The 25,887-nt window shown below is 72.6% G+C and carries 23 protein-coding genes; 18 read left to right on the top strand and 5 right to left on the bottom strand.

What is annotated here, in order from left to right; translation table 11 throughout:
- The first annotated feature begins 68 nt into the window (after positions 1–68).
- Complete coding sequence (locus ABFX51_RS20050; protein WP_346054526.1) at positions 69–1,922, top strand: Na+/H+ antiporter; 1,854 nt, start codon at positions 69–71, stop codon at positions 1,920–1,922.
- Here ABFX51_RS20050 and ABFX51_RS20045 read toward each other — a convergent pair.
- Positions 1,919–3,379, bottom strand: a complete 1,461-nt coding sequence (locus ABFX51_RS20045; RefSeq protein ID WP_346054525.1) for a benzaldehyde dehydrogenase — start codon at positions 3,377–3,379, stop codon at positions 1,919–1,921. The two genes, ABFX51_RS20050 and ABFX51_RS20045, sit on opposite strands and share 4 nt — an antisense overlap.
- A 126-nt stretch (positions 3,380–3,505) precedes the next feature.
- On the opposite strand from ABFX51_RS20045, the gene ABFX51_RS20040 reads away from it, so the two are divergent.
- The 17 genes from ABFX51_RS20040 to ABFX51_RS19960 all read left to right on the top strand — a co-directional run bounded on the left by ABFX51_RS20040 (position 3,506) and on the right by ABFX51_RS19960 (position 22,079).
- Positions 3,506–4,564 carry a threonine aldolase family protein gene (locus tag ABFX51_RS20040; protein WP_091507662.1) on the top strand — a complete coding sequence of 353 codons (1,059 nt, stop codon included), beginning with the start codon at positions 3,506–3,508 and terminating at the stop codon, positions 4,562–4,564.
- A gap of 38 nt (positions 4,565–4,602) precedes the next feature.
- On the top strand, positions 4,603–5,619 hold the full coding sequence (locus ABFX51_RS20035) for an Rv2578c family radical SAM protein (RefSeq protein WP_346054524.1): 1,017 nt from the start codon (positions 4,603–4,605) through the stop codon (positions 5,617–5,619).
- A 742-nt stretch (positions 5,620–6,361) separates the two neighbouring features.
- Positions 6,362–8,143 carry an aspartate--tRNA ligase gene (gene aspS / locus ABFX51_RS20030; RefSeq protein ID WP_091507656.1) on the top strand — a complete coding sequence of 594 codons (1,782 nt, stop codon included), beginning with the start codon at positions 6,362–6,364 and terminating at the stop codon, positions 8,141–8,143.
- A 4-nt stretch (positions 8,144–8,147) separates the two neighbouring features.
- Positions 8,148–9,095, top strand: coding sequence for a DUF389 domain-containing protein (locus tag ABFX51_RS20025; protein ID WP_346054523.1), 948 nt, complete (start codon positions 8,148–8,150; stop codon positions 9,093–9,095).
- Positions 9,096–9,141: 46 nt separating this feature from the next.
- Positions 9,142–10,305, top strand: a complete 1,164-nt coding sequence (locus tag ABFX51_RS20020; RefSeq protein WP_346054522.1) for a phosphotransferase — start codon at positions 9,142–9,144, stop codon at positions 10,303–10,305.
- Between the two features lie 131 nt (positions 10,306–10,436).
- Positions 10,437–11,267, top strand: coding sequence for an SGNH/GDSL hydrolase family protein (locus ABFX51_RS20015; protein ID WP_428832486.1), 831 nt, complete (start codon positions 10,437–10,439; stop codon positions 11,265–11,267).
- 10 nt (positions 11,268–11,277) lie between these two features.
- Positions 11,278–12,639 carry a replication-associated recombination protein A gene (locus tag ABFX51_RS20010; RefSeq protein WP_091507648.1) on the top strand — a complete coding sequence of 454 codons (1,362 nt, stop codon included), beginning with the start codon at positions 11,278–11,280 and terminating at the stop codon, positions 12,637–12,639.
- Positions 12,640–12,683: 44 nt separating this feature from the next.
- Complete coding sequence (locus ABFX51_RS20005) at positions 12,684–13,532, top strand: NAD(P)-dependent oxidoreductase (RefSeq protein WP_346054521.1); 849 nt, start codon at positions 12,684–12,686, stop codon at positions 13,530–13,532.
- Between the two features lie 70 nt (positions 13,533–13,602).
- A complete protein-coding gene (locus ABFX51_RS20000) occupies positions 13,603–14,013 on the top strand; it encodes a DUF948 domain-containing protein (RefSeq protein WP_091507643.1) in 411 nt (136 codons plus the stop codon).
- Complete coding sequence (locus tag ABFX51_RS19995) at positions 14,010–14,306, top strand: hypothetical protein (RefSeq protein WP_091507641.1); 297 nt, start codon at positions 14,010–14,012, stop codon at positions 14,304–14,306. Before ABFX51_RS20000 ends, ABFX51_RS19995 begins: the two co-directional genes overlap by 4 nt.
- Positions 14,307–14,399: 93 nt before the next feature.
- Complete coding sequence (gene alaS / locus ABFX51_RS19990; protein WP_091507639.1) at positions 14,400–17,060, top strand: alanine--tRNA ligase; 2,661 nt, start codon at positions 14,400–14,402, stop codon at positions 17,058–17,060.
- Entirely contained in the window at positions 17,057–17,548 is a 492-nt protein-coding gene (gene ruvX / locus ABFX51_RS19985) for a Holliday junction resolvase RuvX (RefSeq protein WP_091507637.1), read from the top strand. The genes alaS and ruvX overlap by 4 nt, the downstream gene beginning before the upstream one ends.
- Entirely contained in the window at positions 17,545–19,089 is a 1,545-nt protein-coding gene (gene mltG, locus ABFX51_RS19980) for an endolytic transglycosylase MltG (RefSeq protein WP_346054520.1), read from the top strand. Before ruvX ends, mltG begins: the two co-directional genes overlap by 4 nt.
- Complete coding sequence (locus ABFX51_RS19975; RefSeq protein WP_091507635.1) at positions 19,079–19,927, top strand: shikimate dehydrogenase; 849 nt, start codon at positions 19,079–19,081, stop codon at positions 19,925–19,927. Before mltG ends, ABFX51_RS19975 begins: the two co-directional genes overlap by 11 nt.
- 36 nt (positions 19,928–19,963) lie before the next feature.
- Entirely contained in the window at positions 19,964–20,425 is a 462-nt protein-coding gene (locus ABFX51_RS19970) for a GrpB family protein (RefSeq protein ID WP_091507633.1), read from the top strand.
- Complete coding sequence (locus ABFX51_RS19965; protein WP_346054519.1) at positions 20,425–21,135, top strand: class I SAM-dependent methyltransferase; 711 nt, start codon at positions 20,425–20,427, stop codon at positions 21,133–21,135. Before ABFX51_RS19970 ends, ABFX51_RS19965 begins: the two co-directional genes overlap by 1 nt.
- Entirely contained in the window at positions 21,132–22,079 is a 948-nt protein-coding gene (locus ABFX51_RS19960; protein ID WP_346054518.1) for a D-2-hydroxyacid dehydrogenase family protein, read from the top strand. The genes ABFX51_RS19965 and ABFX51_RS19960 overlap by 4 nt, the downstream gene beginning before the upstream one ends.
- Here the strand turns inward: ABFX51_RS19960 and ABFX51_RS19955 are convergent.
- From ABFX51_RS19955 to ABFX51_RS19940, 4 genes are all read right to left on the bottom strand, one after another.
- Positions 22,072–22,866: a S1 family peptidase gene (locus tag ABFX51_RS19955; RefSeq protein WP_346054517.1), complete on the bottom strand. Its 795-nt coding sequence runs from the start codon at positions 22,864–22,866 to the stop codon at positions 22,072–22,074. The two genes, ABFX51_RS19960 and ABFX51_RS19955, sit on opposite strands and share 8 nt — an antisense overlap.
- Positions 22,867–22,996: 130 nt before the next feature.
- Positions 22,997–23,812 (bottom strand): serine hydrolase domain-containing protein, encoded by an 816-nt coding sequence (locus ABFX51_RS19950; RefSeq protein ID WP_346054516.1) that lies wholly within the window; start codon positions 23,810–23,812, stop codon positions 22,997–22,999.
- 63 nt (positions 23,813–23,875) lie between these two features.
- Positions 23,876–25,102, bottom strand: coding sequence for a PTS transporter subunit EIIC (locus ABFX51_RS19945; protein ID WP_091507625.1), 1,227 nt, complete (start codon positions 25,100–25,102; stop codon positions 23,876–23,878).
- Complete coding sequence (locus ABFX51_RS19940) at positions 25,099–25,866, bottom strand: GntR family transcriptional regulator (protein WP_346054515.1); 768 nt, start codon at positions 25,864–25,866, stop codon at positions 25,099–25,101. Before ABFX51_RS19940 ends, ABFX51_RS19945 begins: the two co-directional genes overlap by 4 nt.
- Between the last annotated feature and the right edge of the window lie 21 nt (positions 25,867–25,887).

The raw sequence follows: 25,887 nt of genomic DNA, 5'->3' as shown, positions 1-25,887 counted from the left end.
ATGTACGACCCGGCAGCACCCCTGACCACGGAGGCCTTTTCCTCCGCACTACTTCCTGAAACGGGCTCATGCAGCTAGCCACCCAGATCATCGGCCTGGTCGTGGCGGTCCTGGTGGTCACCGGGATCGCCCGGCGGTTCGACTGGTCACCTCCCCTGTGCCTGATCATCGCCGGCGTCGCCGCGTCGTTCGTCCCGGGCGTGCCCGCCTACGAGCTCGACCCCGAACTCGTGCTCGTCGGGCTGCTGCCGCCGCTGCTGTACTCCTCCGCGCTGCGCACGTCGCTGGTCGAGATCCGGGCCAACCGCACCCCGATCGCCCTGCTGTCGGTGGGCCTGGTCGTGTTCACCACCTTCGCCGTGGGGCTCGTGACCTGGCTCGTCATCCCGGGGCTGCCGCTGGCCGCCGGGTTCGCGCTCGGCGCCGTCGTCGCCCCGCCGGACGCGGTGGCCGCGTCCGCGGTCGCCCGTCGCGTGGGCATGCCCCGCCAGATCGTGCGCGTCCTGGAGGGCGAGAGCCTGCTCAACGACGCCGCCGCGCTGGTCGCGCTGCGCACCGCCATCGCGGCGATCGCCGGTTCGGTCGCGATGTGGGAGGTCGGGCTGGACTTCCTCGTCGCGGCGGTCGGCGGCGTCGCGGTGGGGCTCGCCATCGGCTGGGCGGCGGTCCTGCTGCGGCGGAGGCTGCTGGACTCGGTGCTCGACACCGCCTGGTCGTTCGTCGTGCCGTTCGTGGCCTACCTGCCCGCCGAGGCGATCCACGGTTCCGGGGTGCTCGCCGTCGTGGTCTCCGGGCTCGTGCTGGGGCAGCAGACGCCGCGGCTGCTGTCGGGCCCGTCCCGGCTGGCGAGCCGCATCAACTGGCGGACCGTGCAGTTCCTGCTGGAGAACCTGGTCTTCCTGCTGATCGGCCTGCAGCTGCGCCGCATCCTCGGCGAGGTCGCCGACAGCAGCCTCTCCGCGTGGGCGATCGTGGGCATCTGCGCGGCGGTGCTCGCCGCGACGATCGTCAGCCGCATCGTGTGGGTGTTCGCCTCGGCGCTGGCGCGCAACCTGCTGCCCGCCTGGGTCTACCCCTGGCGGTTTTCGGCCGCGATCGCGTGGGCCGGGATGCGCGGGGTGGTCACGCTGGCCGCCGCGTTCGTGCTGCCCGCCGACACCCCGGAACGCGGGGTGCTCGTGCTCTCCGCGTTCGTCGTCGTGGCGGGGACGCTGGCGCTGCAGGGCACGACGCTGCCGCGGCTCGTGCGGCGCCTCGACCTGCCCGCCCCCGATCCGGGCGAGGACGCGCTGCAGCAGGCCGCGCTGCTGCACGACATGACGCAGGCGGGGCTGGAGCGGCTCAAGGAGATCCGCACCGACGACGACCCGCCCGACGTCATCGCGCGCCTGGAGGACAAGCAGGCCTACCGGTCGGATTCGGCGTGGGAGCGGCTCGGGTTCGCGAGCAGCCTGCAGGAGACGCCGAGCGCGGCGTACCGGCGGCTGCGGTCGGAGATGCTCGCGGCCGAGCGTGAGGTGCTGCTGACGGCCCGCGACCGCGGCACGGTCGACGACGAGGTGCTGCGGCACGTGCTCGACACCCTCGACATCGAGGAGTCGATGCTGGAGCCCCACGACGAGCCCACCCGTGCCACCGCGGCCGACCTGCGGACCCCCGCGAACACCGCGGGCCAGTGCGCCCACCTCGCCGACCCGGGCGACGCGGAGTCCACTGTGGAGGGTTGCGAGGACTGCCTGCGCGAGGGGACGACGTGGGTGCACCTGCGGCTGTGCCTGACGTGCGGCCACGTCGCCTGCTGCGACTCCTCACCGCGGCGCCACGCCACCCGGCACTACCACGAAACCGCCCACCCGGTGATCCGCAGCTACGAGCCCGGCGAGGACTGGCGCTGGTGCTACGTCGACCGCCTGGTGGGTTAGAACGGGTACGCCGCCACGTCGCCGCGTGCGGTGATCCAGCGGGCCTCGGTGAACGCCTCGATGTTCGCCGCCGGGCCGCCGAAGCGGGAGCCCGTGCCCGAGGCGGCCACGCCGCCGAACGGGGCCAGCGCCTCGTCGTTCACGGTCTGGTCGTTGATGTGCGCGATCCCCGTCGGGATGCGCTCGGCCAGCCGCAGGCCGCGGTGCACGTCCGCGGTCAGGATGCCCAGCGACAGCCCGTACTCGCTGTCGGAGGCCAGTTTCGCGGCTTCGTCCAAAGTGGAGAACTTCGTCACCGGGGCGACCGGGCCGAACACCTCCTGCTCGTACGCGGGCACCGAAGGGCCCGCGTCGGCGAGCACGGTGGCGCGGTAGAACAGGTTCTCGTACGTGCCCCCGGCCACGACCTTCGCGCCCGCCTCGGCGCTGGCGGTGACCAGCGCGTGGATCTTGTCCCGCTGCCCGGCGTCGATGATCGGGCCGAGCGCGACGTCCTCGGTGGCCGGGTCGCCCACGCGCAGTGAGCCCGCCTTCGCCGCGAGCCGCTCGACGTACTCGTCGTACAGCGACGCGTGCACCAGGTGCCTGCCGGTCGTCATGCAGATCTGGCCCTGGTGGAAGAACGAGCCCCACGCGGCGGCGCTCATCGCCTCCTCCAGATCGGCGTCCTCCAGCACGACCAGCGCCGAGTTGCCGCCCAGTTCCAGGTGCGCCCGCTTCAGGTGCCGCCCCGCGAGCTCGCCGACCGACCGGCCGGCGGCCGTCGACCCGGTGAACGAGATGACCCGGACGTGCGGATCGGTGACCAGCGCCGCGCCCGTCTCCGCCCCGCCGGGCAGGACCTGCAGCACCCCGGCGGGCAGCCCCGCCTCCTCGAACACGCGGGCCAGCGCCACCCCGCCGCACACCGCGGTACGGGGGTCCGGCTTGAGGATCACGGCGTTGCCCAGCGCGAGCGCGGGGGCCACCGAGCGGATCGACAGGATCAGCGGCGCGTTGAACGGCGAGATCACCCCGACCACGCCCGCCGGCACCCGCCGGACCATGCTCAGCCGGGGCTCCTCGCTGGGCAGCAGCTCGCCCATCGAGTGCGAGGGCAGTGCCGCCGCCTCGTAGCACTCCTGCCCGGCGACGTGCAGTTCGAAGTCCGCCTTGCCGCGCACGCTCCCGGCCTCGCGGACCAGCCAGGTCCGCAGCTCGTCGGCGTGCCTGCGCCACAGGTCCCCGGCGCGGCGCAGCACCGCGGCGCGTTCCTGGAACGGCGTCGCGGCCCACTCTCGCTGCGCCACCGCCGCCCGCGCGGCCGCCGCGGCCAGGTCCTCGGGGGTGGCGACGCCGATGCGGCCCAGCTCGGCGCCGGTGGCCGGTTCGACCACGGGGGCGTCACCCCCGGCCGCGCGCGTCCAGCTGCCGGTCCAGATCCGGCCGGTCCACTTCTCGTCGTCGAGGAAGCTCAAGTCGTCTCTCCTGGCTGGGGGTGCGGTCCGGCGGACAGTCTGGGAAACCGCGGGCGGCGCTGCCCAGTGGGCCTTCCACTGAGCGGGAGACCGAAAGCCGTCGGACGGCACTGGCAGGATCGCGGTATGGACCCCACCCGCATCCGCCGTTCGCTCGCCCTGCACGCCCCGATCCGCCGCAGGCCCGCGGCCCTGCTGCGCGAGTGGGCGGCACTCGTCGACGAGGACACGCTGCCCGAGGAGCCGGTGGCGCGCCTGGAGGAGCGGATCGCGGAGCTGCTGGGCGCCGAGGCCGCGCTGTTCTTCCCGAGCGGCACGATGGCTCAGCAGGCCGCGCTGCGCGTGCACGCCGAGCGCAGCGGGCGGCGCGCGTTCGCCGCGCACCCCCAGTCGCACCTGGACGCGTGGGAGCTGCAGGGCTACAACGCCGTGCACGGGCTGCGGTTCCACCCGGCGGGTGACCGCAACGAGCTGCTGCGCACGGACGACCTCGCGGCGGTGGCCGAGCCGCTCGCGGCCGTCGTCTGGGAGCTGCCGCAGCGTGATCTCGGCGGGGTGCTGCCGGAGTGGGACGAGCTGACCGAGCAGGTGCGGCTGGCCCGCGCACGTGGGGCGGCGGCCCACCTCGACGGCGCCAGGCTGTGGGAGGCGCAGCCGTTCTACGGCCGCCCGTTCGCCGAGATCGCCGGGCTGTTCGATTCGGTGTACGTCTCGCTGTACAAGGGGATCCAGGGCACGCGCGGCGCGGTGCTGGCGGGCGGTGCGGACGTGGTCGCCGAAGCCGGGGTGTGGCGGAGGCGGCTGGGCGGGGCGATCCCCGACGCGTGGCCGCTGGCGCTCGGCGCGCTCGCCGGGCTCGACCGGCTGGTCCCGCGGATGGCGGAGTTCCGCGACCACGCCGTGGCGATCGCGGCGGCCGTGAACGCCGACGGCGTCGCCCGCGTGTTCCCCGATCCGCCGCAGACCCCGCTGTTCCACGTCCACCTGCCGGTGTCCCGCGCGGCGGCGCAGCTCGCGGGGGAGCGAATGGTGGAGGAGCGGGGGATCCAGCTGTTCCTCCGAGTGCGCTCCTCGCCCGACCTGTCGAGGTGCGGTTTCGAGGTCACGGTGGGGGAAAACGCGCTGGAGTTCAGCCCGGCCGAGGTCGCCGAGCTGGTGCGGGAGCTGGTCAAGCGCGCCGGATGAGGGTTGACAGTCGATCGAACACGTGTTCGACTGAGGGTATGAGGTGGGACAGTCAACGGGCGGACAGTGATCCGCAGCAGGCCCTGCTGGGGCTCGACGGGCTCGTGCGGTCGGTGCGGTCGCCGGAGTTCGCGGGGGTGACGTTCCACGAGGTGCGGGCGCGCTCGGTGCTCAACCGCGTGCCCGGCCAGTCGGCCGTGCCGTTCAGCTGGACCGTCAACCCGTACCGCGGCTGCAGTCACGCGTGTGCCTACTGCTTCGCGCGCAACACGCACACGTACCTGGAGTTCGACGCGGGGCGGGATTTCGACACGCAGGTCGTGGTCAAGATCAACGCGCCGGAGGTGCTGGCGCGGCAGCTGAAGCGGCCGAGCTGGCGGCGGGAGCACGTCGCGATGGGCACCAACACCGACCCGTACCAGCGGGCGGAGGGGCGGTACCGGCTGATGCCGGGCATCATCCGAGCGTTCGCCGAGTCGGGCACGCCGTTCTCGATCCTGACCAAGGGCACCACGATGAGCAGGGACATCCCGTTGCTGCGCTCGGTGTCGGGCGATGTCGAGGTGGGGCTCGGGGTGTCGATCGCGCTGCTGGACCGTGAGCTGCAGCGGCGCGTCGAGCCGGGCACCCCGAGCCCGCAGGCGCGCCTGGAGCTGGTCCGCCGCCTGCGGGACGCGGGGCTGCCGTGCGGGGTGATGATCGCGCCGGTGCTGCCGGGCCTCACGGACTCGACCGAGCAGCTGGACGCGCTGCTGGCCGAGGTCGCGGAAGCGGGAGCCACGAGCGCGACCGTGCTCGCCCTGCACCTGCGGCCGGGCGCGCGCGAGTGGTACGCGCAGTGGCTGGCGCGGGAACACCCGGAGCTGGTGGACGGCTACCGGAAGATCTACGGCAGAGGCTCCTACGCGGCGGCGGGCTACCGCCGGGTCCTCGCCGCGAGGGTCGGCCCACTGCTCCGCCGCCACGGCTTCGCCCGCGACCGCGGCGAGGCGTCCCACCGCATCCCCGCGCCCCGGGAAGCGGAGGTGGTCCCAGAGCAGATGACGCTGCTGTGACGGCCGGGGTCGGTGGCGAGGCGGCGAGGTGGTCTGCACTCCGGGGCAGACCCGCCCCGGAGTATCCCCTGCAACGTGGGGCCGGGAAGCGTCCAGCTGTGGCGCCGGAAGCGTGCGTTCACTAGGGCGCGGAGCCCCGGGCCGCCCGACTGCCGCCGGGCATCGGCCCCGGCTCCCGCCGCTCGATCGCCGCCCTGCCCGCACTCCCGCCTCGCGCTGCCGCGTAGCCGCCCCACATCGCAGCTCACCCCTACCCCGCCCCGCCGCGTGCACGCTCGCGCCGCGCCGCTCCGCCGCGTGCACTCGCGCCGTCCCGTCGCACCGCCGCGCCGCGGGTGCCACCCAGGCGCCATTCGGCTCCCCGCGCTGCCCCGCTTGCCGCTGCGTACCCGCTCCAGCTCGCGCCGCCCTGCCCGCGCTCACCCCACCCCGCACTCGGCTCGCCTCGGCCTGCGGTCCTCACGCCGCCCGGTTCGGCTCCCCGCGCTCAGCCCGCGCTGCCGCGCTCAGCCCGCGCTGCCGCGCTCAGCCCGCGCTGCCCCGCTTGCCGCCGCGCTCACCGCGGACGCCACCCCCCGACCACCGCGCCACCCCCGCGCCACCCCCGCCCACCGCGCCACCACCCCGCACCCACCAACCGGTAGGAGAAACCTGCTCGCGCCACCCCGGGGTGCGTTCGTTAGCCTTGACGGGCAGCAAATCCCCTGCTAGCCACCGTGCCTTTTCAAGGAGAGCAACCGCAGTGCTTCGCACCCACGACGCCGGCACCCTGCGTGCCGAGCACGCCGGCCAGATCGTCACGCTCACCGGGTGGGTCGCCCGGCGGCGCGATCACGGCGGGGTGATCTTCATCGATCTGCGGGACGCCAGCGGGGTCGCCCAGGTCGTCTTCCGCGAGGGCGAGATGGCCGAGCGCGCGCACCAGCTGCGTTCCGAGTACTGCGTCAAGGTCACCGGCGAGGTCTCCCGCCGCCCCGAAGGCAACGAGAACGCCGAGATCGCCACGGGCGCGATCGAGGTGCTCGCCACCGAGCTGGACGTGCTGTCCGAGTCGGCGGTGCTGCCCTTCCCGATCGACGACCGCGTGGACGTCGGCGAGGAGGTGCGCCTCAAGTACCGCTACCTGGACCTGCGCCGCAGCGGCCCCGCCTTCAACCTGCGCCTGCGCAGCGAGGTCAACCGCGTCGCGCGCGAGGTGCTGCACGCGCAGAACTTCGTCGAGATCGAGACCCCGACGATGACCCGCTCCACGCCCGAGGGCGCGCGGGACTTCGTCGTCCCGGCGCGGCTCAGGCCCGGCTCGTGGTACGCCCTTCCGCAGTCGCCCCAGCTGTTCAAGCAGCTGCTGATGGTCGGCGGCATGGAGCGCTACTTCCAGATCGCCCGCTGCTACCGCGACGAGGACTTCCGCGCCGACCGGCAGCCCGAGTTCACCCAGCTCGACATCGAGATGAGCTTCGTCGAGCAGGACGACGTGATCAAGGTCGGCGAGGACATCGTCGCGGCGCTGTGGAAGCTGATCGGGCACGACGTGCCCCGGCCGATCACGCGCATGACCTACGCCGACGCCATGGCCCGCTACGGCACGGACAAGCCCGACCTGCGCTTCGGCCTCGAACTCACCGACCTCACCGAGTACTTCGCCGACACGCCGTTCCGCGTGTTCCAGGCCCCCTACGTGGGTGCCGTGGTGATGCCGGGCGGCGGCAGCCAGCCGCGCCGCCAGCTCGACGCGTGGCAGGAGTGGGCCAAGCAGCGCGGCGCGAAGGGCCTCGCGTACGTGCTCATCGGCGAGGACGGCACGCTGTCCGGCCCGGTCGCGAAGAACATCTCCGAGGCCGAGCGCGAGGGCCTGGCCGAGAAGGTCGGCGCCAACCCCGGTGACTGCGTGTTCTTCGCCGCCGGCACGCCGAACGGCGCCCGCGCCCTGCTCGGCGCCGCGCGGGTCGAGATCGGCCACCGCCTCGGCCTGATCGACGAGGACGAGTGGTCGTTCGTGTGGGTCGTCGACGCGCCGCTGTTCGCACCGGTCGAGGAGATCGGCGACGACGTCGCGGTCGGCTCCGGCAAGTGGACCGCGGTGCACCACGCGTTCACCTCGCCCACCCCGGAGTGGATCGACAAGTTCGAGCAGGACCCGGGCAACGCGCTGGCCTACGCCTACGACATCGTCTGCAACGGCAACGAGATCGGCGGCGGCTCCATCCGTATCCACCGCGCCGACGTGCAGAAGCGCGTCTTCGAGGTGATGGGCCTGTCCGAGGAGGAGGCGCAGGAGAAGTTCGGCTTCCTGCTCGACGCCTTCCAGTTCGGCCCGCCGCCGCACGGCGGGATCGCGTTCGGCTGGGACCGGATCACGATGCTGCTGGCCAAGGCCGAGTCGCTGCGCGAGGTCATCGCGTTCCCCAAGACCGGCGGCGGTTACGACCCGCTGACCGGGGCGCCCGCGCCGATCACCGCGCAGCAGCGCAAGGAGGCGGGCATCGACGCCAAGCCACCGGTGAAGCCGGCCGAAAAGGCGTGAGCCGGTGCTGCACCTGCGGGTGATCAGCCCGGCGGGCAGCACGGACGAGGCGCTGGCGCGGCTGCGGTCGCACCCGGGCACGGCACACATCGTCGTGCACCGGGGCGCCGCGCTCGAGCCGGCGGGCGACCTCATCGAGGCCGACGTCGCGCGTGAGGCGGCGGACGAGATCCTCGACCTGCTGTGCGGGCTGGACCTCGACCACCACGGCGGCATCACGCTGGAGTCGCTCGACACGGCGCTGTCCGACTCCGCCGACCGGGCCGAGGAGGCCGCGCCGGGGGAGAGCGCCGACGCGGTGGTGTGGGAGGAGCTGCTCAGCCGCACCGGCGAGGAGTCCCGCCTCAACGTGACGTTCCTGGCGTTCCTGGCCATCGCGTGCCTGCTGGCGTCGGTGGGCGTGATCACCGACTCGCCGGTGACGATCGTCGGGGCGATGGTCGTGGGGCCGGAGTTCGGGCCGCTCGCGGCCCTCGCCGTGGGGCTCGTGCTGCGGCGCGGTGACCTGATGCGCCGCGCGGGCGCCGCGCTCGGCATCGGCTTCCCGGTCGCGATGGCGGTCACCGCGGGGGTGACGCTGCTGAGCGAGCTCGTGGGGCTGCTGGACGTGTCGGCGTTCCGTTCGGGGGAGCACCCGCAGGTCGACTTCGTCTACGAGGTCGGCTGGTACTCGCTGATCGTCGCGCTGCTCGCCGGTGCCGCGGGCATGCTCGCGATGACCTCCGCCAAGTCCGCCGCGCTGGTGGGCGTGTTCATCTCGGTGACCACGGTGCCCGCCGCCGGGTACGCCGCGGTCGCGGCCGTCACCGGGGACTGGCGCCGCTCGTTGGAGTCGGTGGCGCAGCTCGTGGTGAACCTCATCGGCATCGTGGCGGCCGCCGCCGTCGTGCTGGCACTGCGCCGCAGGGGACAGCGGGTGCGCACGGGTGGCCGCCCGCTGTCCGCGGGCTGAAATGGTGGTGGAGTTGGCCCTCGGGCCGCTAGTAGGGTCGAAGACGATGACCGTGGAGACTTCCGAAGACAACACCGCAGGCACAGCAGGTACTCCCGTGGACCCGGCCGTCGCGGCGGCGGTCGCGGCCGGGGAGGCGGTGCTCGAACACCGCTTCGGCAGTGCCATCGCCCTCGTGGACCCCGAGGCACTGCCGGGCAGCGGCCCGGCGACGGTGGTCAGGGCGAAGATCGCGTCCTCGCCCTTCGGCCTGCCGCGCACCCTGGTCATCAAGCACTACCCCGAGGCGAAGCCGGAGGCCGCGCCCGACCCGTTCGCCCAGGAGGCGGTGAGCTACCAGCTGTTCACGGCGCTGCCGCCCGAGGAGCGGATGTGCCCGGAGCTGCTGGCGCACGACGGTGCCCGCCGGGTCCTGGTGATCGACGACCTCGGCGCCGCACCGACGTTGCGGGACAAGCTGCGGGGGCGCGACGCCCGTGCCGCTGAGCGGGCGCTGCTGTCGTGGGCGCGCTCCCTCGGCCGGATGCACGCCACGACCGCCGGGCGCGAGGCGGATTTCGACGCGCTGCTGCGCAGGCTCGGCGGCCCGGTCAAGCACGAGGACAGCACCCCCGGCGCGGCGTCCGCCCAGCTCTCCGCGCTGCTGTCCGAGCACCTGGGCGTGGACACGCCGGAGGAGGTGCGGGAGTTCGCCGCGGCGGCGCTGGAGCGCGCGAGGTCGCTGGCCTACCGCGCGTTCAGCCCGGTCGACCTCAGCCCGGACAACAACCTCGTGACCAGCGGTGGAGTGCGGTTCCTCGACTTCGAACGCGGACGCGTGCGCAACGCGCTGATCGACGCCGCGCACCTGCGGGTGCCCTTCGCGACCTGCCCCGAGCCGCTCGCGCTGCCCGCGGGCATGAGCGAGGCGATGGTCGCCGCGTGGCGGTCGGAGGTCATCGCGGTCTGGCCGGGGCTGGCCGACAACGACGTGTTGTTCGCGCACCTGCTGGACCACCAGCTGCTGCTGGTCTGGGTCAGCACCTGGACGGTGCTCGCGGGCGGCGGCGACAAGCCCGCCGCGCTGGTCACCTGGTGGCGCAACCTGGCGGTGGACGCGGAGCGGCTGGGGCGGCACGAGGTCGCCGGGCACGCCACCGCCGTCGCCGCGGCGCTCGACGCGCGGCACGGGCCGGGGCTCGAGCTGCCGCTGTACCCAGCATTTCGGTAGAACATCCCGGCCTCGTTACCCGGCGCTCACCCGCGGTGAGCCTGCGTGTCCGAGCCTCTGTAGGCGTGACCGCGCTGAGCGAGCAGATCCTCCCGACCGAAGCGATGCCCCGACGGGTGCGGCGCCTGGCCGTGCTCGGTGACTCGACCGCCGTGGGGCTCGGCGATCCGGTGCCCGGCCGCGGCTGGCGCGGTGTCGGCCCGTTCGTCGCGCAGGCGCTGGCCGTGGCGCCCGAGGGCTACCTCAACACCTCCTTCACCGGTGCGCGCCTGCGGTGCGTGCGCTACGACCAGCTGCCCGCGGCGGCCGCGCACCGGCCCGACGTGGCGGTGGTGATCGCCGGCATGAACGACACCCTGCGCTCGGACTTCGACGCCGCCTCGGTCGCCGCCGACCTCGACCACGTCGTGACGACGCTGAGCGCCGTGGGTGCGGTGGTGGTGCCGGTGCGCTTCCACGACCACGGCCGCGTGTTCCGGCTGCCCGGCCCGCTGCACCGGGCGCTGAAGTCCCGCATCGACGAGCTGAACGCCGCCGTGGACGGGGTCGTGCGCCGGCACGGGGTGCCGTGCCTCGACCTGGGGGCCGTGCCGGGCGCCTACGACCTGTCGGCGTGGAGCGTGGACCGCCTGCACCCGTCGGAGCTGGGGCACCGCCTGCTCGCGCGCGGGCTCACCGAGCTGCTGGCGGCCGCGGGGATCGCCGTGCCGGAGCCGGTCAGCCTGGTGTGCTCGGGCGGCGTGCGGCCGCGCACGATCGACCACGTGGGCTGGCTCGTGGTGAAGGGGGTGCCGTGGCTGTGGCGGCGAGGCCGGGACCTGCTGCCGTACGCCGCGGGCATCATGGCCGCCTCGGCGAAGCAGTCGTACCTGACCTGGCGTTCGCAAACAGTGTCGGAGCTCCCCATGGCCGGCCCCTCGCCCGACCGCCGCCCCCCATCGGGGCGCTGCGCGCCGCAGTAACCTTCAGGGAGTGCAGGACGAACTCTTCACTGTGAACCCGGATCTGGAGCGCCCCGATCCGGTCGGGGCGCCACCGGAGCCGGTCGTGCCGCCGGGTTCCCCGCTCGCGGTGCGCATGCGGCCGCGGACGCTCGACGAGGTGGTGGGCCAGCAGCACCTGCTGCGCGAGGGCGCGCCGCTGCGGCGGCTCGTCGAGGGTGCCGCACCGGCGTCGGTCCTGCTCTACGGCCCGCCCGGCACGGGCAAGACGACGCTGGCGAACCTGGTCTCCACCGCCACGGGCCGCCGGTTCGTGGCGCTCTCGGCGTTGTCGGCGGGGGTCAAGGAGGTGCGCGGGGTCATCGAGGAGGCCCGGCGCCGCCGGATGTACAACGCCGAGAACACCGTGCTGTTCATCGACGAGGTGCACCGGTTTTCCAAGACCCAGCAGGACGCGCTGCTGGGTGCGGTCGAGGACCGCACGGTGCTGCTCGTCGCCGCCACCACGGAGAACCCGTCGTTCTCGGTCGTCTCGCCGCTGCTGTCGCGTTCGCTGGTGCTGCAGCTGCGCCCGCTGACCGACGACGACGTGCGTGAGCTGATCCGCCGCGCGCTGGCCGACGAACGCGGCCTGGGCGGTGAGCTGGAGCTGACCGAGGAGGCCGAGGAACACCTGGTGCGGCTGGCCTCCGGGGACGCGCGCCGGGCGCTCACCGCGCTGGAGGCCGCGGCGGACGCGGCGGCGGCCACGGAGCACCGCACGATCGACCTCGCCACCGTCGAGGCGACCGTGGACAAGGCCGCGGTGCGCTACGACCGCGACGGCGACCAGCACTACGACGTGATCAGCGCGTTCATCAAGTCGATCCGCGGGTCCGATGTGGACGCCGCGCTGCACTACCTGGCGCGGATGATCGAGGCCGGGGAGGACCCGCGGTTCCTCGCGCGCCGCCTCGTCGTGCACGCCAGCGAGGACATCGGCCTCGCCGACCCGACCGCGCTGCAGGCGGCCGTCGCCGCCGCGCACGCGGTGCAGTTCATCGGCATGCCCGAGGGGCGTCTCGCGCTGGCGCAGGCCACCATCCACCTGGCCACCGCGCCGAAGTCGAACGCGGTGGTGACGGGGATCGACGCGGCGCTGGCGGACGTGCGCGCCGGGCGGATCGGGACCGTGCCGCCGCACCTGCGCGACGGGCACTACGCGGGCGCCGCCAAGCTCGGCAACGCCCAGGGGTACCGCTACCCGCACGACGTGCCGGAGGGCGTGCTGCCGCAGCAGTACCCGCCGGACGAGCTCGTCGGCCGTGACTACTACCACCCGACCCAGCGCGGGGCCGAGCGAACGCTCGCGGAACGGGTACCCCGGCTGCGCCGGACCGTTCGCGGGGAGTGATCCCCGTATAACGACCTATACGCGAGGACTTGAGGAGGCGCTGGATGACCGACACCGTGGCCGTGCTGGGAACCGGGATCATGGGCGCGCCGATGGCGGCGAACCTCGCCGCCGCCGGCCTGCGCGTGCGTGCCTGGAACCGCAGCCGCGAGAAGGCGGAACCGCTCGCGGAGCACGGGATCGAGATCGCGGACACCCCTCAGGAAGCGGTGGCCGGAGCCGACTTCGCGCTCACCATGCTCGCCGATGGGCCCGCCGTGCACGAGGTGGCCGAGGCCGCGCTGACCGACGTCCCGGTGTGGATCCAGGCCAGCACCGTGGGTGTCGAGTGGACCGAAAGGCTCGCCGCGCTCGCCGACAAGGCCGGGGTCGCCTTCGTCGACGCGCCCGTGCTCGGCACGAAACAGCCCGCCGAGCAGGGCAAGCTCGTCGTGCTCGCCTCAGGTCCGGAGGAGCTGCGCGAGCGTTGCGCGCCCGTCTTCGACGCCATCGGCTCCCGCACCGTGTGGCTCGGCCCGGCGGGCGCGGGCAGCAGGCTCAAGCTCGTCGCCAACGCGTGGGTGCTCGCCCTGACCAATGCGACCGCGGAGAGCGTGGCACTGGCCGGTGAGTTGGGCGTGGACCCGAAGCTGTTCCTGGACGCCATTTCCGGCGGCGCGCTCGACTCCCCGTACGCCCACGCCAAGGGCGGCGCGATGATCTCGGGGAAGTACCCGCTGTCGTTCGCCGCCCGGCACGCCGCGAAGGACGCGCGGCTGGTCCTCGACGCCGCGGGCGAGGGGGTCGACCTCGGCAGCGTGCGCGCGGCGCTGGCGCACCTGGAGGCCGCGGTGGACGCCGGGCACGCGGACGAGGACATGGCCACCCTCTACTACGGGACACGCCAGGGGTAGCCCGGGCCGGAAGCGCGGCAGCACGGTAGCCTGACCGGCATTCACGCCGTCGCCCCTTGAAGGAGGTCCTGTGTCGGCAGGGCAGATCGCCGCGCTGATCGCCGCTGGTGCATTCGTGCTGTTGGTGCTGCTGCTGGCGATCCCGTTGCTCAAGCTCGGCCGCACCCTGGACGAGGCGACCATCGCGATCCGCAAGGCGCACGAGAACTCGGACCCGATCCTCGTCGGGGCCAACGAGACCATCACCCACGTGAACACGCAGCTGGAGCGCGTGGACGGGATCACCGCGAACGCGCAGGCGGTCAGCGGCAACGTCTCGGCGCTGTCGTCGGTGTTCACCGCGACCCTCGGCGGCCCGCTGGTGAAGACCGCCGCGCTGTCCTACGGCGTCAGCAAGGCCATCCGCGCCCGCCGCAAGGCCAAGGGCGAGGTGGACGGCAAGCACTCGCGCCGCCGCAACCGGGGGAGCGGCAGGTCATGAAGCGGCTATTCTGGCTGGGAGTGGGTGTCGCGGCGGGTGTCGCGGTCACCCGCAAGGCGGGCCGCACGGCCCGCCAGGCCACGCCCGCCGGGCTGGCCGCCAACCTCGGTGACGCGGTGCAGGAGCTGGCGGGCGCCATCGGTTCGTTCGGCGCCGACATCCGCGCCGGGATGAGCGAACGGGAACAGGAGCTGCGGGACATGGTGGAGCAGCGGTCGGGTGTGCCCGCCCCGCGGCCGGCGGCGGGCCGGCACGCCGCGCGCCCGGCGCGAGCGCGCCGGGCGGAGGGCTGAGCGCTTTCCCGCACTTCCGCTCTCCGCCGTCGCCGCGTCCCGGAAACTCCGGCGGGGTCCCGCCCCGCCGCCCCAGCCTTCGTAGGAAAGACAGTGGAAACACACGAGATCAACAAGCGGTTCCTCGAGCACTTCGAGCGCAACGGGCACACCAGGGTGCCCAGCGCGTCGCTCATCCTCGACGACCCCACGCTGCTGTTCGTCAACGCCGGCATGGTGCAGTTCAAGCCGTACTTCCTCGGTGAGGCCCCGCCGCCGTACCCGCGCGCGACGAGCATCCAGAAGTGCGTGCGCACCGGCGACATCGACGAGGTCGGCAAGACCACGCGGCACAACACGTTCTTCCAGATGGCGGGCAACTTCTCCTTCGGGGACTACTTCAAGGAGGGCGCCATCTCCTTCGCCTGGGACTTCATCACGAAGTCGCAGGCCGACGGCGGCCTCGGGCTGGACCCCAGCCGGATCTGGGCGACCGTCTACGAGCACGACGCGGAGACGACCGCGTTGTGGCGCAAGGCCACCGACATCCCCGAGTCCCGCATCCAGCTGCGCGGCGCGGACGACAACTACTGGGACATGGGCGTGCCCGGCCCCGGCGGCCCGTGCTCGGAGATCTACTACGACCGCGGCCCGGAGCACGGCCGCGACGGTGGTCCCGCCATGGACGAGGACCGCTACCTGGAGATCTGGAACCTCGTCTTCATGCAGGACGTCCGCGGGGACGTGAGCCCGAAGAAGGGCGGCCCCGTCCTCGGTTCCCTGCCGAAGAAGAACATCGACACCGGCATGGGTGTCGAGCGCGTGGCGTACCTGCTGCAGGGCGTGGAGAACGTCTACGAGACCGACCTGGTGCGCCCGGTGATCGCGAAGGCCGAGGAGTTCTCCGGCCGTCGCTACGGCACGGACCACGCCGACGACGTGCGCTTCCGCGTCATCGCCGACCACGCCCGCTCCGGCGTGATGCTGATCGGTGACGGCGTGACCCCCGGCAACGAGGCGCGCGGGTACGTGCTGCGCCGCCTGCTGCGCCGCATCGTGCGCTCGGTGCGCCTGCTGGGCGTGCACGAGCCGGTGCTGCCCGAGTTCGCCGCCGTGGTGCGCGACGCGATGGCGCCGTCGTACCCGGAGATCGCCCGCGACTTCGACCGCATCAGCGAGGTCATGCGCGTGGAGGAGGAGGCCTTCCTCGCCACGCTGACCAGCGGGGTGCGCATCTTCGACCTCGCGGCGGAGGAGACGAAGAAGGCCGGCGGCAACGTCCTGGCGGGCGACCGCGCCTTCCAGCTGCACGACACCTACGGCTTCCCGATCGACCTGACCCTCGAAATGGCGTCCGAGCAGGGCCTGGAGGTCGACGAGGCGGGCTTCCGCACCCTGATGGAGGAGCAGCGGCAGCGCGCCAAGGCCGACGCCGCGGCCCGCAAGAAGGGCCACGGCGACCTGTCGGTGTACCGGGAGCTGCTGGAGCGGCACGGCGAGACCGACTTCCTCGGCTACACCGACCTGCAGGCGTCGGCGAAGGTCATCGGCCTGCTCAAGGACGGCCAGGGCGTGCGCAGCGTGCGGGCCGGGGACAAGGCCGAGCTGGTGCTCGACCGGACCCCGTTCTACGCCGAGAGCGGTGGCCAGGTCGCGGACACCGGTGTGCTGGTCGGCGACGGCGGCGAGGCGAAGGTCCTCGACGTGCAGAAGATCGTGCCGGGCCTGTGGGTGCACCGGGTCGAGGTGACCGAGGGCGAGATCGGCCTCGACACCGAGGTGACCGGTTCGGTCGACGCCGCCCGCCGCGGCTCGATCGCGCGCTCGCACTCGGCGACGCACCTGGTGCACGCCGCGGTCCGCGGCGCCTACGGCAAGCGCGCGGCGCAGGCGGGTTCGCTGAACTCGCCCGGCCGCATGCGGTTCGACTTCACCACGCCGGGCCCGGTGTCGGCCGACGTGCTCACCGAGGTCGAGGAGGAGGTCAACGACTACCTCCAGAGCGACGTCGAGGTGCAGAGCTACATCACGACCAAGGACAAGGCGCTCGAGCTGGGCGCGGTCGCGCTGTTCGGCGAGAAGTACGGCAACGACGTGCGCGTGGTCGACATGGGTGACTACTCGCGCGAGCTGTGCGGTGGCACCCACGTGGGCCGCATCGGTGAGCTGGGCCTGGTCAAGCTCGTCGGCGACTCGTCCATCGGTTCCGGCGTGCACCGCGTCGAGGCGCTGGTGGGCAACGACGCGCTGCGCCACGTGCGCAAGGAGCAGCTGCTGGTGTCGCAGCTCGCGAGCACCTTCAAGGTGCCCAGCGACCAGCTGCCCTCGCGCATCGAGGACGTGCTGACGCGCCTGCGCAACGCGGAGAAGGAGATCCAGCAGCTGCGCACCCAGCAGGTGCTCGGCTCGGCCGGTGCGCTCGCGGACAAGGCGCAGGACGTGAACGGCGTGCTGCTGGTGGCGGAGAAGCTCGACGGGGACGTCGACGCGGGCGCGCTGCGCTCACTCGCCGGTGAGGTGCGCACGCGGCTCGGTTCGCGGCCCGGGATCGTGGCGTTGTTCGCGCCGCAGGGCGACAAGCTGAGCTTCGTCGTGGCCACCACGGCCGAGGCCAGGGACAAGGGCTTCGCGGCGGGCAAGCTCGTGCCCTCGTTCGCGCCCGAGATCGGCGGGCGCGGCGGCGGCAAGCCGGACATGGCGCAGGGTGGCGGCAGCAACCCCGCCGGCATCGAGCAGGCCATCACCGCGCTGCGGGCCGCGGTCGCCGCGGGGTGACCGCCCGCACCGCCGACCGGCCCGGGGAGTCCGATCCCGGGGCCGGCCGCCGTCTCGCCGTGGATGTCGGGTCCGTCCGGGTCGGGGTCGCGCTGAGCGATCCCGCCCCGGTGCTCGCGTCCCCCCTCGTTACCCTGTCGCGTGATGCGCACAGTGACAGTGACCTCGACCAGCTGGCCGGCCTCGTCTCCGAGCACGAGGTGGTGGAGGTGATCGTGGGCCTGCCGAGGACGCTCGCGGACCGGCACGGCCAGGCCGCCGAGATCGCCGTTGCCTACGCCGGAAAGCTCGCCGGGCGGATCGCCCCGGTCCCGGTACGGTTGGCCGACGAGCGCTTGACCACGGTCAGCGCGGCCCGCATGCTGTCGCAGCGAGGCGTCAAGGGACGCAAGCAGCGTGCGGTGGTCGACCAGGCCGCCGCGGTGGAGATCCTGCAGGGCTGGCTCGACGGCCGGGCCGCACACCTGGCGCGGGAGGGCCGATCGTGAGCTCCGAGCTTCCGCCGTTGCCGCCCGGCGGGCGCCGGCGCCGCCCGGGGCCGCCGCCTCCGCCCCTGCCCCGCAACCTGCCGCCGCGGCACGCCCGGCCGGAGCCGCAGGAGCCGCCGCCCGTGCGCCGGCCGCCGGTGCGCCGTCCTCCGCAGGCCGACCACGGGCTGGACCTGTTCGACGACCGCCCGGTGCCCCCGCGGCGGCCGCGCCCGCGGCAGATCCCGCCGGACGACACGCCGACCGACGTCATCCCCGTCCAGGACTACGAGTACTACGAGGACGACTACGACGGCGAGGAAGCCGAGGAGTACGCCGAGGACGACTACGACGGCGACTACGCCGACGACTACCCGGAGGACGAGCGGGCCGAGCCGGAGTACATCGAGCCGCCCGACGACGAGGACGAGCGGCCGAAGCGGGCCGGCCGGGGCCGCCGGATGTTCCGGTGGGTCGCCGCGCTGGCCGTGATCGCGTTGATCGGCGCGGGCGCCTGGTACGGCATCGACAAGGTCTTCGGCTACGCCGACTACGACGGCAGCGGCGAAGGCGACGTCGTGATCGAGATCGGCCAGGGCGACTCGACGAACGCGATCGGCGCCGAGCTGACGAACGCGGGCGTGGTGGCGAGCGCGAAGGCGTTCGTGAAGGCCAGCGAGGACAACACGAAGGTGCTGAGCCTCCAGCCGGGCTACTACGTGATGAAGACGAAGATGTCCGGTGCGGCGGCCGTCGCGAAGCTGACGTCGGCGAACGCACGCGTGGGTGTGCTGCAGGTCCGCGCCGGCACCCAGCTCGACGACATCACGCAGCCCGACGGCACTGTGACCCCGGGCGTGTTCAGCCTGCTGTCGAAGGCTTCGTGCGCGGACCTCAACGGGAAGAGCACGTGCGTGTCCACCGACGACCTGCGTAAGACGGCGGCGTCGGCCGACCTCGCGGCGATGGGCGTGCCGGACTGGGCCGCGAGCGTCGCGGGCAAGAGCACCGATCCGCGCCGGATCGAAGGTCTCGTGGCGCCGGGTGTGTACGACGTCAAGCCCGGCTGGAGCGCGCAGGAGCTGCTCGGGTTCGTGCTGAAGAGCTCGGCGACCAAGGTCCAGGCGGCGGGCCTGGCGGCGTCGACCTCGGTGCAGGGGGAGAACCCGTACCAGGTGCTGACGATCGCCTCGCTGGTCGAACGGGAGGGCGTGAGCGCGGACTTCGGCAAGATCTCCCGCGTCATCTACAACCGGCTCGGGCAGAACCAGCGGCTGCAGCTGGACTCGACGGTGAACTACCTGCTCGACAAGCCGGTCGTGACCACTACGGACGCGGATCGCCAGCGGCCCGGGGCCTACAACACCTACACGACGAACGGGCTGCCTCCCACCCCGATCGGTTCGCCGAGCGCGGATGCCATCCAGGCGGCGCTGCGCCCGACGGAGGGCGACTGGTTCTTCTTCGTCAAGTGCGAGAAGAACGGGTTGTCGTGCTTCGCGGCGACGCTGCCGGAGCACAACCGGAACAAGGACCTGGCGAGGCAGCGCGGTGCGTACTAGGGCGGCCGTACTGGGCAAGCCGATCGCGCATTCGCTGTCCCCGGTGCTGCACGAAGCCGCGTACCGGGCGCTCGGGCTGACCGGCTGGAGCTACGAGCGCATCGAGGTGGACGCCGAGGCGCTGCCCGGTTTCGTGTCGGGACTGGGGCCCGAGTGGGCCGGCCTGTCGGTGACGATGCCGGGCAAGCGTGCCGCGCTGGAGTTCGCGGCGGAGGCGAGCCCGCGTGCGGTCGCGGCGGGTGCCGCGAACACGCTGGTGCGCCGGGATTCCGGGTGGTTCGCGGACAGCACGGACGTCGACGGCGTCGTAGGCGCGGTGCGCGTGGCGGGCGGGTTCGCGGCGGAGCCCGGGTCGACGGGGCTGGTCCTCGGCGCGGGCGGCACGGCGGCGGCGACGGTGGTGGCGTTCGCCGAACTGGGCGTGGCCCGGGTGCGGCTGGTGGTGCGGGATCCCGCACGGGCGGCGGAAGCCGTGGCGGCGGCGGAGCGTGCCGGGGTCGAGCCGGAGGTGCTCGCGTGGTCCGAAGTGGACTTCGCGAAGGTCGTGTCGGACGTGTCGGTGCTCGTGAGCACCGTGCCGCCCGCGGCGGTCGCGGGCAGCGCGGCCACGCTGGCGGCGGCGCCGTGTGTGCTCGACGTGGTCTACCACCCGTGGCCCACCCCGCTGGCGGAGGCGGTCGCGGCCCGCGGCGGCCGGATCGCGACGGGGCTGGACATGTTGCTGCACCAGGCTTTCGGCCAGGTGGAGCACTTCACGGGCCGCCCGGCCCCCCGCGAGGCGATGCGGAACGCCCTCCGCGCGGCGACGGAAAACGTGTTGCCGCTGCCGATCGCCTGAGCTACGTTGGCCGACTGCCTTCCAGAAGGGACAGTCATGCCGAACGCCGGACGCGTCAGCTATGCCGAGGGTGAGATCCAGGAAATCTGGGTCGCCGGGGCACCGGTCCTGAACTCGACCGTCACCCTCGCCGACTACGATCCCCGCTGGGCGCAACTCTACGAACGTAAGGCTAGCCGCATCCGCTCGGCCCTGGGGAAGCGGGTCGTGCCGCTGGACCACGTCGGTTCGACGTCGGTGCCGGGCCTGTGCGCCAAGCAGATCATCGACGTGCTCCTCGTCGTCCCCAACTCTGCCGACGAACCCGCCTACGTGCCCGCGCTTGAAGCCGCGGGCTACCGCTTGGTCATCCGCGAACCGGGCCACGACGAGCACCGCGCCTTCAAGGGGCCGGACACCGACGTCAACCTGCACGTCTATTCGCGCACCTGGAAGTACAGCCAGAACTACGCCGACGCGAAGAACGACGTCATCGACGAGATCCTGGGGTGCGCCTGATGGCCGAGACGCAGTACGACGAGCTCGGTCACCTCTACGACGAGCATTCCGCCACGAACGCCACCAACGCCTACTACGACCGCCCCGCCATCCTGGAACTCGCCGGGGAGGTCGCGGGCAAGCGGGTGCTCGACGTCGGCTGCGCGGGCGGCCACCTCGCCCGGCAGTTGGTCGAACGGGGTGCGAAGGTCACCGGGATCGACCTCAGCGCCACCATGATCGGGCTCGCGCGGAGACGCTGCCCCGAGGCCGAGTTCCACCAGGCCGACCTCGCGCGGCCGCTGGACTTCCTGCCGTCGGACGCGTTCGACCTCGTCACCGCGTCACTGGTGCTGCACTACCTCGAGGACTGGGGTCCGCCGCTCGCCGAGCTGCGGCGGGTGCTCGAACCCGGTGGCGTACTCGTGCTGTCGGTGCACCACCCGGAGGACTGGCACTGGTTCGACCGTCCGGACTACTTCCGCACCGAGCCGGTGCACGACGTGTTCACCGTCGCCGGGCGACCCATGCCGGTGCGGTTCTACCGGCGCCCGCTCAGCGCGAGCTTCCGCGCGCTGCGGCAGGCCGGGTTCGCCGTCGACCAGCTGGTCGAGCCGATGCCGCTGCCCGAGGCGAAGCAGGCCGATCCGGATTTCTACCCGGTGCTGACCACGGCACCGCGCTTCCTGTACTTCCGCGCGATCAGCGAGGAGGTACCGTCGGGCACGTGAAGATCGCCATCCTCGACGACTACCAGAACGTGGCACAGGACTTCGCCGACTGGAAGTCCCTCGACGCCGAGCTCGAGGTGTTCACCTCCCACATCGACGACCCCGACGAACTGGTCGCCCGCCTCGCCGGCGCCGAGGTCGTCGTCGCGATGCGCGAGCGCACCCGGTTCCCCGCCGAGCTGCTGGCCCGGCTGACCGACCTGAAGCTCCTGGTCAGCACCGGCCACCGCAACGCCGCGATCGACCTGAAGGCCGCCGAGGAACACGGCATCCTCGTGTGTGGCACGGGCTACCTCCCGCACCCCACCGCCGAGCACACGTGGGCGCTCATCCTGGCCGCCCAGCGGCACCTCGACGTCGAGCTGCCCGCGATGCGCCAGGGCCGCTGGCAGACCACCGTCGGCGTCCCCCTGCACGGCCGGACCCTGGGCCTGCTGGGCCTGGGCAGGCTCGGCTCGCGCGTGGCGAAGGTGGGGCAGGCGTTCGGCATGGAGACGATCGCCTGGAGCCAGAACCTCACCCCCGAACGCGCCGCCGAGCACGGTGTCACCGCGGTGGCGAAGGAGGAGCTGTTCCGCCGCTCCGACGTGCTGTCGGTGCACCTGGTGCTCAGCAAGCGCACGCGCGGCCTGGTGGGCGCGGCGGAGCTGGCGCTCATGAAACCCGATTCGCTGCTGGTCAACACCTCCCGTGGACCCATCGTCGACGAGGCCGCCCTCGTCGACGCCCTGCGCCGCCGGGCGATCGGCGGCGCCGCGCTCGACGTGTTCGACGTCGAGCCGCTGCCCGCCGACCACCCCCTGCGGACGCTGGACAACGCGGTGCTCACCCCGCACCTCGGCTACGTGACCCGTGACGTCTACGACGTCTTCTTCCGCGACGCGGTCGAGGACATCGCCGCCTGGCGGGCGGGCAGCCCGGTGCGGGTGATGAGCCTTACCTGACGACCGTCCCGCTGGAGCTGATCCGGGCCTTGATGTTGTCCGAGAAGGACTGCGCCTCCCCGTACACCCCGGGGTAGCCCGGTTCGGCACAGCCCTCGCCCCAGCTGACGATGCCGACCTCGACCCAGTCGCCCGCGGAATCCCGCTTCACCATCGGACCGCCCGAGTCACCCTGGCACGTGTCGACGCCACCCTGCGGGTAACCGGCGCACAGCTCGTACGCCGGCTGCAGTTCACTGCCGTAGGACTGCTGGCACGACGCGTCGGAGACGAACGGGACCGTCGCGTATCTCAGGTACCGGGACTGGCCGCCGCCCTCGGTGGTGGCACCCCAGCCCATGATCGTGAAATCGCCGCTGTTGAGCGAAGTCTGGCCCTGTGCGGCGATCGGCAGCAGCGGGGCCGACGGCGCCGACGCCAGCTCGATCAGCGCCCAGTCCTGCGCGCCCGTGCTGGCGTACTGCGGGCTGCGGTAGACGTACGTGGAGCGGATCGACTGCCCGCCGCCAGCCTGCAGGTCGACCTTGCCGATCGTGGCGGTGATGCTCGAGTTGCTGCCGGTGCGCGTGACGCAGTGCGCCGCGGTGAGCACCACCTTCGACGCGACGAGCGCGCCGCCGCAGCCCATCGACAGCCGCACCATCCACGGGAACTGGCCCTGTGCGGCGGTCTGGCCGCCGACGACGAACGGTGTGGCGGCCTGTGCGGTGCCGGTGGCGAGCGTGACCACGGCGGTGGCGAGCACGCCGAGGCCGACGAGGCCGCGGCGGAGACGGGAAAAGCGCATGACGAACAAACCTCCGCAGGATGAGGGGACCGTGCGCGAGGATTCCGCGCAGCGAAACAAAAACTAACCGCCGCGGAGGGGGGTGCGAATCCGACTAAAGTCTAGTTCGCGGAAAGACACCCCGATCGGGTCACGCCGTGAGTTCTGCCAGTACCCGATCGGTGAAAGCGGGCCACACCTCGGCCGCCCAGGGGCCGAACGCGCGGTCGGTGAGCGCGACGCACGCGGCCCCCGCGCCGGGGTCCACCCAGAGGAAGGTGCCGGACTGCCCGAAATGCCCGAACGTCCGGGGTGACGACGCCGCCCCTGTCCAATGTGGACTCTTCGAGTCGCGGATCTCGAACCCCAGGCCCCAGTCGTTCGGTTTCTGGTGCCCGAACCCCGGCAGCACGCCGGTCAGCCCGGGGAACGCGACCTGCGTCGCCGCGCTCAGCGTCGCCGGGTCCAGGAGGGTGGGCCGTTGCAGCTCGGCCGCGAACGCGAGCAGGTCGCGGACGCACGAGACGGCGCCGGAGGCGGGGGAGCCGTCCAGTTTCGTGGCAGCCATGCCCAGCGGCACGAACAGCGCCTCCGACTGGTACTCGGCGAACGGGATGCCCGAGTGTTCCGCGAGCGTGTCGGCGAGGACCTCGAACCCGGCGTTGGAGTACAGCCGCCGCGTCCCGGGCGCGGCCATCGCCCGGTGTTCGTTGAAGGCGAGGCCGGACGTGTGGGCGAGCAGGTGCCGCACCGTCGAACCCTCCGGGCCCGCGGGTGTGTCGAGCTCGACGACGCCCTCTTCGATCGCGATGTGCGCCGTGTAGGCCGTCAGCAGCTTCGTCACCGACGCGAGGCGGTACGTGCGTTCCGGGTCACCGTGCTGCCCGAGCACGGTCCCGTCGGCGGCGACCACCGCCACCGACGCGTTGTCCACCGGCCACTCGTCGATCGCACGCAGGCTGTCCACCCCGCCACCCTACGACGAGGGCCCGGCGCGACCGCGTCGCACCGGGCCCTCGTCGTGCGGTCGTCAGACCTTGGTGGTGTCGTTGAGCTCGGCGCCCTCCTCCTCGCGGCCCGGGGTCCGCAGGTTCCACTTCGTGATGACCCAGCGGAACACGAAGTAGTAGATCACCGCGTACACCAGGCCGATCGGGATCAGCAGCCACGCCCGGTTCGCGGCCGGGGCGCTGAAGTTCAGCAGGTAGTCGATCGCGCCCGCCGAGAACGAGAACCCGAGGTGGATGTCCAGCGCGTTGCAGATCGCGAGCGAGACGCCGGTGAGCACCGCGTGGATGAGGTACAGCGGCCACGCCACGAACATGAACGCGAACTCGATCGGCTCGGTGACGCCGGTGAGGAACGAGGTCAGCGCGGCGGAGATCATGATGCCGCCCGCCACCTTCCGCTGCTCCGGCCGGGCGGTGTGCCAGATGGCCAGCGCGGCGGCGGGCAGCGCGAACATGAAGATCGGGAAGAACCCGGTCGTGAACGCGCCCGCGTGCGGGTCCCCGGCGAAGAAGTTGTTGATGTCGCCGCCCTTGAAGATGAACCACACCGGCACGTTGATCAGCTGGTGCAGGCCGATCGGCAGGAGCAGCCGGTTGACCAGACCGTAGATCCCGCCACCGATGACCGCGTCCCCGGTGACCGCGTTGCCCAGGTGCTGGATGACGTTGTCCACGGCGGGGAAGATCAGGCCGAAGATGACGCCGAGGACCAGCAGGGCGAGCGAGTTGATGATCGGCACGAACCGGCGGCCGCCGAAGAAGGCCAGGTACGGGGGCAGCTTGATGCGGTGGAACCGCTGCCACAGCACCGCCGTCACGAGACCGACGATCACACCGCCCAGCACGCTGTAGGGCCACTTGATCGGCTGGAGGTACCAGCCCTCCTTGAACCCTTCCAGGTCGCTGATCGGCGCGAAGACCTGCACGACCTTGTTGAACACGACGAAGCCCACGACGGCGGCGACGCCGGTCGAACCGTCGCCGCGCCGGGCGAAGCCGACGGCGATGCCCACCGCGAACAGCAGCGGGAGCCAGTCGAACAGCCCACCGCCGGCCGCGGCGAGCACGGCCGCGACCTTCTTCGTCGCGTCCCAGCGGCCGAGCAGGTCGTCCTGGCCCAGCCGGCTGAGCAGACCCGCGGCGGGCAGCGTGGCGATGGGCAGCATGAGGCTGCGGCCGAAGCGCTGCAGCCCCGCGACCCCCCTGCCCTTCCCTCTGTTCGTTCCTTCGGCGGTGGTGGTACTCACGGCATACCTCCGTGTTCGGCGGGGAGTGTCGGGTCCAGATCCATGGTCACCTGGTACCGGTCGCCCCGGTACCAGGAGGTGATGTCCTCGACCGGATCTCCGGCGGTGGTGGAGATCCGGCGGAAGACCAGAAGCGGGTCGCCGGCGCGGATGCCCAGCAGCCGCGCGGTTTCCCGGTCCGCCGCCTCGGCCCAGACGATCTGCCTGCCGTGGTCGAAGCGGAGGTCGTAGTGCCGGGCGAGGAGCTCGTACAGGGACTGCGTGAGGTCCTGGTCGAGCAGTCCGGGCAGCGGCCCGGGGTGGTACCAGCCCCGCTCGAGCGCGAGCGGTACCCCGTCGGCGCACCGCAGCCGGGTCAGCCGGTAGGCGCTGCTGCCCGGGGCGAGACCCAGTGCGTTCGCGGTGGGCGCCGGCGGGACCTCGGCCGCCAGGCCGAGCACCTTCGTGGTGGGCACGAGCCCGCGCCGCCGCATGTCGTTGGTGAACGACGAAAGGTACAGCTGCAGGTCCATCCGGCGGGTCGCGGTGAAGGTGCCCTTGCCCCTCGCCCTGGTCAGCAGGCCCTCCTCGACCAGCTTCCCGATCGCCGACCGGACGGTCAGCCGTGAGACGCCGTAGCGCTGCGCCAGCTCCCGTTCCGACGGGATGGGGGAGCCGGGCGGGAGCTCCCGTTCGATCGTGCGCCGCAGGATTTCCCGCAGCTGGGCGTGTTTCGGCGTGGGGCCGTCCACCACCCGGCCGGCGGCGACTTCGGATGCAGCCAAGGTCGCCACCTTCCTTTGTTT

This window comes from Amycolatopsis dongchuanensis (genome assembly GCF_039542405.1).
GTDB lineage: Bacteria > Actinomycetota > Actinomycetes > Mycobacteriales > Pseudonocardiaceae > Amycolatopsis_E > Amycolatopsis_E sacchari.
Note: the sequence above shows the minus strand (reverse complement) of the source record. Positions and strands in the feature narration are given on the sequence as shown.

What these genes read in the sequence shown, in the direction of transcription:
- ABFX51_RS20050 (WP_346054526.1), top strand. Translation starts at nt 69, where the DNA reads ATGCAGCTAGCCACCCAGATCATCGGCCTGGTCGTGGCGGTCCTGGTG.
- ABFX51_RS20040 (WP_091507662.1), top strand. Translation starts at nt 3,506, where the DNA reads ATGGACCCCACCCGCATCCGCCGTTCGCTCGCCCTGCACGCCCCGATC.
- ABFX51_RS20035 (WP_346054524.1), top strand. Translation starts at nt 4,603, where the DNA reads ATGAGGTGGGACAGTCAACGGGCGGACAGTGATCCGCAGCAGGCCCTG.
- ABFX51_RS20020 (WP_346054522.1), top strand. Translation starts at nt 9,142, where the DNA reads ATGACCGTGGAGACTTCCGAAGACAACACCGCAGGCACAGCAGGTACT.
- ABFX51_RS20005 (WP_346054521.1), top strand. Translation starts at nt 12,684, where the DNA reads ATGACCGACACCGTGGCCGTGCTGGGAACCGGGATCATGGGCGCGCCG.
- ABFX51_RS19995 (WP_091507641.1), top strand. Translation starts at nt 14,010, where the DNA reads ATGAAGCGGCTATTCTGGCTGGGAGTGGGTGTCGCGGCGGGTGTCGCG.
- ABFX51_RS19970 (WP_091507633.1), top strand. Translation starts at nt 19,964, where the DNA reads ATGCCGAACGCCGGACGCGTCAGCTATGCCGAGGGTGAGATCCAGGAA.
- ABFX51_RS19965 (WP_346054519.1), top strand. Translation starts at nt 20,425, where the DNA reads ATGGCCGAGACGCAGTACGACGAGCTCGGTCACCTCTACGACGAGCAT.
- ABFX51_RS19955 (WP_346054517.1), bottom strand. Translation starts at nt 22,866, where the DNA reads ATGCGCTTTTCCCGTCTCCGCCGCGGCCTCGTCGGCCTCGGCGTGCTC.